General features: G+C 73.4%; 5 protein-coding genes and 1 pseudogene. All 6 read right to left on the bottom strand.

The features are described from left to right. Positions 1–53: 53 nt before the first annotated feature. Entirely contained in the window at positions 54–2,285 is a 2,232-nt protein-coding gene (locus ACFV9T_RS42180) for a SpoIIE family protein phosphatase (RefSeq protein ID WP_385449065.1), read from the bottom strand. 168 nt (positions 2,286–2,453) lie between these two features. Next, positions 2,454–3,173 (bottom strand): class I SAM-dependent methyltransferase, encoded by a 720-nt coding sequence (locus ACFV9T_RS42175; protein ID WP_385449063.1) that lies wholly within the window; start codon positions 3,171–3,173, stop codon positions 2,454–2,456. Between the two features lie 134 nt (positions 3,174–3,307). Continuing rightward, entirely contained in the window at positions 3,308–4,009 is a 702-nt protein-coding gene (locus tag ACFV9T_RS42170; RefSeq protein ID WP_385449061.1) for a DUF402 domain-containing protein, read from the bottom strand. Positions 4,010–4,077: 68 nt separating this feature from the next. Continuing rightward, on the bottom strand, positions 4,078–5,469 hold the full coding sequence (locus ACFV9T_RS42165; protein WP_385449058.1) for a class II fumarate hydratase: 1,392 nt from the start codon (positions 5,467–5,469) through the stop codon (positions 4,078–4,080). 78 nt (positions 5,470–5,547) lie between these two features. Then, on the bottom strand, positions 5,548–7,752 hold the full coding sequence (locus tag ACFV9T_RS42160; RefSeq protein ID WP_385449056.1) for a bifunctional polysaccharide deacetylase/glycosyltransferase family 2 protein: 2,205 nt from the start codon (positions 7,750–7,752) through the stop codon (positions 5,548–5,550). Further along, positions 7,749–8,218 (bottom strand): annotated as a pseudogene (locus ACFV9T_RS42155) (hypothetical protein); the annotation flags it as partial. The gene ACFV9T_RS42160 and the pseudogene ACFV9T_RS42155, both read right to left, overlap by 4 nt.

Below are 8,218 nucleotides of genomic sequence, written 5' to 3'. Positions count from 1 at the left end.
CAGGCCCGGCACCTTCTCGGTGCCGGGCGGCCGTTCTCGTGTCCAACGCGCCTCTACGGCATGGCCAGTTCGAACCAGACGACCTTGCCCGTGGACAGCCGGGTCGCGCCCCAGCGGCGCGCCATCCGGTTGACCAGGTACAGCCCTCGCCCGCCCTCGTCGGAGGGGCGCGCCTGGCGCAGCCGGGGCAGCTGCGGTACGTCGTCGCCGACCTCGCAGCGCAGCACGTCGGTGCGGAGCAGCCGCAGGGTGATGGGCCGCTCCGCGTACCGCACGGCGTTGGTGACCACCTCGCTGACCAGCAGCTCCACCGCGTCCGTCAGATCCTCCAGGTCCCAGCGGGCCAGCGCCCGGCGGGCCAGGCGGCGGGCCTGCCCGGCGGTCTGGGCCTTCGGGTCGAGGAACCAGTACGCGACGTCGCTGGGCGCGATGCCCTCGAAGCGGGCCGCGAGCAGCGCCACGTCGTCGTCGCGGTCGCCGGGCCCGAGCATGTCGAGCACCTCGTCGCACAGCGGCTCCAGCGGCGGCGGGTTGGGGCCGGTGAGCCGGGCGGTGGCGGTCAGCCGCTCGCGCAGCTGCTCGATGCCGGTCCATACGTCGCGCATCCGCGACTCGACCAGGCCGTCCGTGTAGAGCATCAGGGTGGCCCCGGCGGGCGCGTCCAGCTCGACCGCCTCGAAGTCGACGCCGCCGACCCCGATCGGCGCCCCCGGCGGCACCCGCAGCACCTCGGCGCGGCCGCCCCGGTGCAGCAGCAGCGGCGGCGGATGGCCCGCGTTGGCGACCACGATGCGGTGCGCGACCGGGTCGTAGACCGCGTACAGGCAGGTGGCCATGCGGTCGGTGCCGAGCCGCTGGGCCTGCTCGTCGAGGTGGTGCAGCACCTCCTGCGGCGGCAGGTCGAGACCGGCCAGGGTCTGGGCGGTGGTGCGCAGCTGGCCCATGATCGCGGCCGAGGTCATGGAGTGGCCCATGACGTCGCCGACCACCAGCGCGACCCGGTTGCCGGGCAGCGGGATCGCGTCGTACCAGTCGCCGCCGACCCGCGCGGTCTCGGCGGCGGGCAGATAGCGGCTGGCCAGCCGGACACCGGTGGGCTGCGGCAGCGAGTCGGGCAGCATGGTGCGCTGCAGCTCGTCCGCGATGTAGACCTCGCGTCCGTACAGCACCGCCTTGTCGACGCCGAGCGCGGTGTGGGTGGCCAGCTGGGCCGCGACCAGCAGATCGTCCGGCTCGAACGGCGGCCGGTCCGGGCGGCGTACGAAGACGGCCGCGCCGATCACCCGGCGGCGGCCGCGCAGCGGGGCCAGCACGGTGCGCTGGCCGGTCGCCACCGACGGTCCCTCACCGAGGAGTTCGGGCAGCGCGGCGCGGGCGGCCTGCGAGTCGCCGAACACCGGCCGCACCCCGCGCAGCACCTCGGCCAGCGGACCGCCCGCCTCCACCTCGCACAGCTCGGCCGCGGGGCCGCCGCCCACGGCGGGCGCGAGGTCGGACTGCGAGGACATCAGCGGCAGCCGTCCGCTCTCGGTGTCCGCGTCCATCGGGATCCGGTCGGTGCGGCGCAGCCGCAGCACCACCGGGCCCACCGGGCGCTCGTCGCCGACCGGCAGCGGATCGCGCAGATAGACCAGGATCGCGTCGGCGAAGGTGGGCACGGTGGCCCGGCACAGGCCGAGCACGATCTCGTCGAGGTCGATGCCGCGCGCGATGCGCCGCGTCGCCGCCCCGACGAACCGCAGCCGGTCCCCGCTGCGGTCCCGCAGGGCGGCGGTGCCGTCGGCGCCCGGCGCGTTCGAGGGCGGCACGGCGGGCATTCCGCCCTCGGGGGCGCTGTACGCCACCTCAGCCGCGGTCGCGGCCTCGTTCACGCCCGGCCGCGCCGGGGCCGGGTGTCCGCCCGCCGCGCTGCTGGGGGCGTCGTCCCGGGCCCCGGGTCGGCTCGCCGCGCCTCTGGCGGCATTGCGGTCCGCGTCCCACACAGGTTCGCCCTCCGGTGTGCCGTGCTCCGGCTGCTCGCTCTCCGCCGTGGTCCGGCGCTGCGTCCCGCCACCGGCGCGCTTCGCCGTGCCGCCGCCGCGCGGCGTTCCCCCGCCGCCGCGTGGTGCGGGCTTCGCGGCGCCTCGGCCGCGGCGCCGTGGCCGGGCGTCTCCCTCGGCGGCTCCGTCCGGCTCGGGGGCCGGGGCGTCGCCGGAGTCCGGGGCGGCCGCCGGGCCGTCCGCCGGGAAGGCGGGACGCGGCCGGCCGCCGCCCGGCTCCTGGCCGGGGGCGGCCGTCTGCCGCACGGCGGTCCGCGGGTCCGGGACCGCGCCGTGCGCGTCCTCGGGCGTGCCCGAGGCGGCGGCAGTGCTGGCAGCCTGTCGCCTGTTGTGGGAGGTGGGGTGCTCCGTCACGCGTGGGTTTCCATCCGTCCGGGGCCGTGCGCCCCCGTCTCGTCGGGGGCGCACCGAGTGTCAGGCACGTCGTCGGCAGTTCAGATAGAGCTGGATCTCGGGTGGTACGTCCGTGCTGGCCGGGGCGTACGCGTGCGAGTCCTCCCCGGCGATCTCGAAGCCCGCATCGCGTACGACCTGTCGAAGTTCGTCCCGCAGATAACCGGATACCCGGACCGAGTTGCCGAGGAACGGGATGGCGAAGTCGTCGACGTCCGCCTCGACCATGCCAAGGCCCAGCAGCCCCCCGGGTCTCAGCACGGCGTGCAGGGCGCGCAGCGCGTACGGGATCTCCGGGCGGGGCAGCAGCAGCAGCGAGAAGTACGCGGCGATGCCGTCGAACGGGCCCAGCTCCCGGGAGCCCCCGGGGCCGTAGCGGCCGCCCACCCGCAGGTCGACGATGTCCACCTGCTGGAAGTCGGCACCCGGCACATTGTCCCGGGCCAGCTTCAGCATCCCGGGGGAGATGTCGATGCCGGTCACCCGGTGCCCGGCCGCGGTCAGCTGATGGGCCGTGGGCAGCCCCGTACCGCAGCCGACGTCGAGCACGCGGGAGCCGGGCGGAAGCGTTTCGGCCAGCCACTGACCGGCCGTGACCTGGCCTTCCTTATGGGGGAAGGCGTCGTCGTAGCGCTCGCCTATCGCGTCGAACGCCTCTGCCTGACCGCTGCGGTCGAGCGCCAGGCGGTCGAAGTCCGCATAACCCGCATAGCCGTCGCCGTAGTCGTCCTCACCGCTCACGACTCCCGCCCCTCCTGTGACATTGCGTCAGTTCGTGCGCATCGTCCGTGAGTTGCGCCTCTGTCCTGTTTCCCGCATGTGCAGTGTTCCGGACGACGATCCTACGTTTGAAACACCGGGACACAGCAAGAGGTTCAGGACCTTGAGTGCGCGGACGTACGCCCCCTGTCGATACGGTCCCAGTCCGCCGGGAGGACGGGTACCGTCCACGACGGGTCCGGACGCCACTCCTCCCACCCCTCCCGGAACGGCGCGTCCCAGGATTCGATGAGCCGCACGGCGGCCCGGCCCGCCGCCCGTACCCGCTCGGCCTGCTCACCGGGCATCAGACCGGCCCGCTGCGCCTGCCCGAACTCGTCCTCGTCCTTCCATTCCCAGCTGCGGTCCGGGTAGACCGCGATGTCCAGGAAGTGGTCCTCGGAGTCCACCCCGCCGCTCCAGCGGGCCAGCGGCTCCTCCAGGTTCACGTACCAGTTCTTGAACTGCCAGCCCGGATCCCAGAACAGCCACACCGACCAGGGCTCACCGGGCCGGGCGAGCTTGAGCACCCCGGTGCCGAACCACTGGGACAGCGCGGTGGTGCGCGGCTTGGTGTAGCGCGTGGACAGCGGCTCGCGGTGCACCTGCGTACCGTCGGCGAGCTGCGGCTTGACGCACGCCGTACCGGGCGCGAGCCAGACGGCCAGCACGTCCGGGGTGTCCCGGACGACGGTCACCGGACGGCAGATGTGGATGGCGTCGGAGGCGTTGGCGCGATAACGCCAGAGGATGTGGTCCCCTGGCGCCCATCGGGCGCCGCCCGCCGTTCCCGTCGTCTCCACGATGTCCGCTGTCATGAGCAGATCTTAGGTGCGACCGGGCCGCCGTGCCGTGACCTATGCCGCACGCACAGTACAACAGGGGCTTACGGACGCGTCATCCGCAGCACGTCCAGCGCCTCGTCCAACTGCTCCCGGGTCAGCAGCCCGCGCTCCACGTAGCCCGACTCCAGCACCACCTCGCGGATGGTCTTCCGCTCCGCCAGGGACTTCTTGGCGACCTTCGCGGCCTCCTCGTAGCCGAGGTAGCGGTTGAGCGGGGTGACGACGGACGGCGAGGACTCGGCGTACTCCCGGGCGCGCTCCGCGTCGGCGGTGATCCCGTCGATGGTGCGGTCCGCCAGCAGCCGGGAGGCGCTGGTCAGCAGCCGGATCGACTCCAGCAGATTCTTGGCGATCACCGGGAGCATCACGTTCAGCTCGAAGTTCCCGGCGGCCCCGGCTGTGGCGACGGTCGTGTCATTGCCGGTGACCTGGGCCGCGACCATCAGGACCGCCTCGGGGATCACCGGGTTGACCTTCCCCGGCATGATCGACGAACCGGGCTGGAGGTCGGGCAGCGCGATCTCGGCGAGTCCGGTGCGCGGACCGGACGCCATCCAGCGCAGATCGTTGGCGATCTTGGTGAGGCCGACCGCGATGGTCCGCAGCTGACCGGACGTCTCCACCAGCCCGTCCCGGGCGCCCTGCGCCTCGAAGTGGTTCCGGGCCTCGGTCAGCGGCAGCCCGGTGGCCCGCGCCAGCTCGGCGATGACGGCGGCCGGGAAGCCGGGCGGGGTGTTGATGCCGGTGCCCACGGCGGTGCCGCCCAGCGGCAGTTCCGCCAGCCGGGGGAGCGAGGCGCGCAGCCGCTCCGCCCCGTACCGCACCTGCGCCGCGTAGCCGCCGAACTCCTGGCCCAGCGTCACCGGGGTGGCGTCCATCAGATGGGTACGCCCCGCCTTGACCACCTCGGCGAACTCGGCCTCCTTGCGCTCCAGCGCCGCCGCCAGGTGCTCCAGCGCCGGGATGAGGTCGGCGGTGACGGCGGCGGTGGCGGCGACGTGGATGGAGGACGGGAAGACGTCGTTGGAGGACTGGCTCGCGTTCACATGGTCGTTGGGGTGCACCGGGCGGCCGAGCCGCTCGGTGGCGAGCGTGGCCAGCACCTCGTTGGTGTTCATGTTGGACGAGGTGCCGGAGCCGGTCTGGAACACGTCCACCGGGAAGTGGTCGTCCCAGCGGCCCCCGGCGACCTCCGCGGCCGCCTCCGCGATCGCCGCCGCCATGTCCTTCTCCACCACGCCCAGCTCGGCGTTGACCAGCGCAGCCGCGGCCTTGATCCGGGCCAGCGCCTCAATGTGCGCCCGCTCCAGGCGCTGCCCGCTGATGGGGAAGTTCTCCACCGCGCGCTGGGTCTGGGCGCGCCATTTGGCGTGGGCGGGGACCCGTACCTCACCCATGGAGTCGTGCTCGGTCCGGTAGCTCTCTTCGGTCATCGTGACACCTCCGTCCAGGACAGCGCTGTCCTGCGGCGTCGTCTTCCCGCGCCGCCGAGGGCGCACCGGTGAGGTGGGTCACCGTACGGTCTCGGCGGTGCGCGGGGCCTCCACCTCACCGGTGCGCTTGAGCTTCTGCCAGGGCAGCAGGGCGCCGGTGGCCGCCGTCACGCACGAATGCAGCAGCACCAGATACATCAGCTGGCGGTAGACGATCTGCTGGAGCGGCAGGACGGCCAGCGCCCGGTACCGCTCCCGGTCCAGCCGGAAGGCGTACGCCGCCCCCAGCAGCTGTACGAGCAGCAGCGCGCACCACGCCGCGAGGGAGCGCACCGGGTCCACGAAGATCACCCCGTACAGCGTGAACAGGTCGATCAGCGGCGCGAACAGCGGCGTGACGATCTGGAAGAGCACCACCAGCGGCATCCCCACCCGCCCGAACCGCCCCGAAGGGCCCCGGTCGATCAGCGAGCGGCGGTGCTTCCACAGCGCCTGCATGGTGCCGTAGCTCCAGCGGTAGCGCTGCTTCCACAACTGGCCCAGCGTGCCCGGCGCCTCGGTCCAGGCGCGGGCGTGCTCCTGGTACACCACCCACCACCCGGCCCGGTGCAGCGCGATGGTGATGTCGGTGTCCTCGGCCAGGGTGTCGGCGCTCATGCCCCCGGCGTCCAGCAGCGCGCGGCGGCGGAAGGCGCCGATCGCGCCGGGGATGGTCGGCATGCAGCGCAGCAGGTCGTACATCCGCCGGTCGAGGTTGAAGCCCATCACGTACTCGATGTGCTGCCAGGCGCCGATCAGCCTGCGCCGGTTGCCGACCTTGGCGTTGCCCGCGACCGCGCCGACCCGGGGGTCGGCGAAGGGACGGACCAGCTCGCGGATGGTGGTGGGCTCGAAGACGGTGTCGCCGTCCATCATCACGATCAGCTCGTGGCGGGCGTTCGCGATGCCGTTGTTCAGCGCGGCGGGCTTGCCCGCGTTGGGCTGGCGCAGTACGCGTACGTTGGGCAGCCCCATCGCCTCCACGATGTCCGCCGTACCGTCAGTGGAACCGTCGTCCACCACCAGGATCTCGATCGGATGGGTGGAGGCGGACAGGGAGTTCAGGGTGTGGGCGATGCACTCCTTCTCGTTGTACGCGGGCACGATGACGCTCACCGGATCGGTCACCTCCTGCACCAGCGTGTAGCGGCGCCGGTCCCGGGTGCGGCGGTGCCACCAGGCGAGCCCCAGCATCAGCAGCAGCCGCCCGAACACGGCGATCCCGACGACCCCCAGCATCCCGATGAGCACCGGCAGCGCGTGCTGGGTGGCCAGCGCGGCCCAGATCAGCGTCCGGCCCTCCCACACCCGCAGGGCCGGGGCGGGATGGTTGGCGCTCTTGGCGTGGAGCGCGCCGGTGATGGTGGTGAAGGAGTAGCCGCGCGCCGCCATCCGGTCGATGTAGCGCTCCAGCGCCTGCACGGTCCGCGCGCGGTTGCCGCCCGCGTCGTGGAAGAGCACGGACGCGCCCTTCGTGCCGCGCGGGGTGGCGTTCTGGACGATCTCCTTGACCGGGGGCCGCCGCCAGTCCTCGCTGTCGGTGTCCACGAACGCGCTGACGTAGCCCTTGGCGCCCACATGCTGCTGGACCGGCCAGGTGCGGTCGTCCAGCGCGGAGACCTCCGAGGCGTACGGGGCCCGGAACAGCGAGCTGGTGACGCCCGCCGCGCCCGCCAGCGCCAGCTGTGACTGGGCCAGTTCGCGGTTCATCCGGTGCTTGTCCTGGTAGGACAGGTCGACATGGGAGAAGGTGTGGACGCCGATCTCATGCCCGGCGGCCACCATCTCGCGCACCAGCCCCGGGTGACGGACCACCATCTGGCCCAGTACGAAGAACGTCCCCGGGACGCGGTGCTTGTGCAGCACGGCGAGGATCTCCGGGGTCCAGCGCGGATCCGGGCCGTCGTCGAAGGTCAGGGCGATGGTCTTGGCGGGGATGGAGTGCTCGGTCGCCCTCCCCTTCCGGTCGAAAGTGATGACCGGCCCGCCGCTGCGCAGCCGCTCGGGGACGCTGCGGTACGAACGTGAGGCGTGCACCCGGGCGTCGTTGCCGATCTCGGCGTACAGATAGCCGTCCAGCAGCAGGGCGCAGACCAGTGCGAGCAGCGTGGCCAGCGCGAAGGCCATCCGGGTGCGGGCGCGCATCTTGAGGCGCCCCCGGAAGCGGGGCCTTCTGCCGCTCTTTCCCGTGGCCGGGAGTCCGCGGCCGCGCGGCCGGGGCAGCTTCAGCGGTCTGCCGCTCATGACACCCTGCTGCGGAACTGCGGGATGGCCTGCCAGTTGATGCCGCCGGGGGTGCTCGGGCCCCACACCGGGGTCTCGGGCTCGTTCGCCGGGGGCTTGGTGTTGCCGTTGCCGTTGCCGTTGCCGGGGTTCTGGGGGCGGTCGGGGCCGGGCTCGGTGGGCTTCGCGGGCGCGCCGGGCTTGCCGGGCTTGCCGGGCCTCCCCGCCGGGGGCTGCTTCACCGGATCGGGCGCCTGGCCTACCGGCTTGCGGGGCGGCTTGTGGGGCCCCGGGCGCGCGGGCGACGCGGCGGGCTCGTGGGGCCGCGCGTGATGCGGCGTACGGCCGGGCTGGTGGGCCCCGGGCCGCTGGTGCCGCGCGGCGTGGTGCCCGCCCGTGCGGCGGCCGGGGCGTGCGGCGTGCTCGCCGCGCCCCGCCCGCTCGCCGCGCGCCCCTGACGCGCGGTGCGACTGGGGCCTGTCTCTTA

Origin of the sequence: Streptomyces sp. NPDC059850 (assembly GCF_042731515.1) — a bacterium.
Classification (GTDB): Bacteria; Actinomycetota; Actinomycetes; order Streptomycetales; family Streptomycetaceae; genus Streptomyces.
The sequence above is the reverse complement of the archived record's forward strand: the minus strand, read 5'-3'. Positions and strand labels throughout refer to the sequence as shown.

What these genes read in the sequence shown, in the direction of transcription:
- ACFV9T_RS42160 (WP_385449056.1), bottom strand. Translation starts at nt 7,752, where the DNA reads ATGAGCGGCAGACCGCTGAAGCTGCCCCGGCCGCGCGGCCGCGGACTC.
- ACFV9T_RS42165 (WP_385449058.1), bottom strand. Translation starts at nt 5,469, where the DNA reads ATGACCGAAGAGAGCTACCGGACCGAGCACGACTCCATGGGTGAGGTA.
- ACFV9T_RS42170 (WP_385449061.1), bottom strand. Translation starts at nt 4,009, where the DNA reads ATGACAGCGGACATCGTGGAGACGACGGGAACGGCGGGCGGCGCCCGA.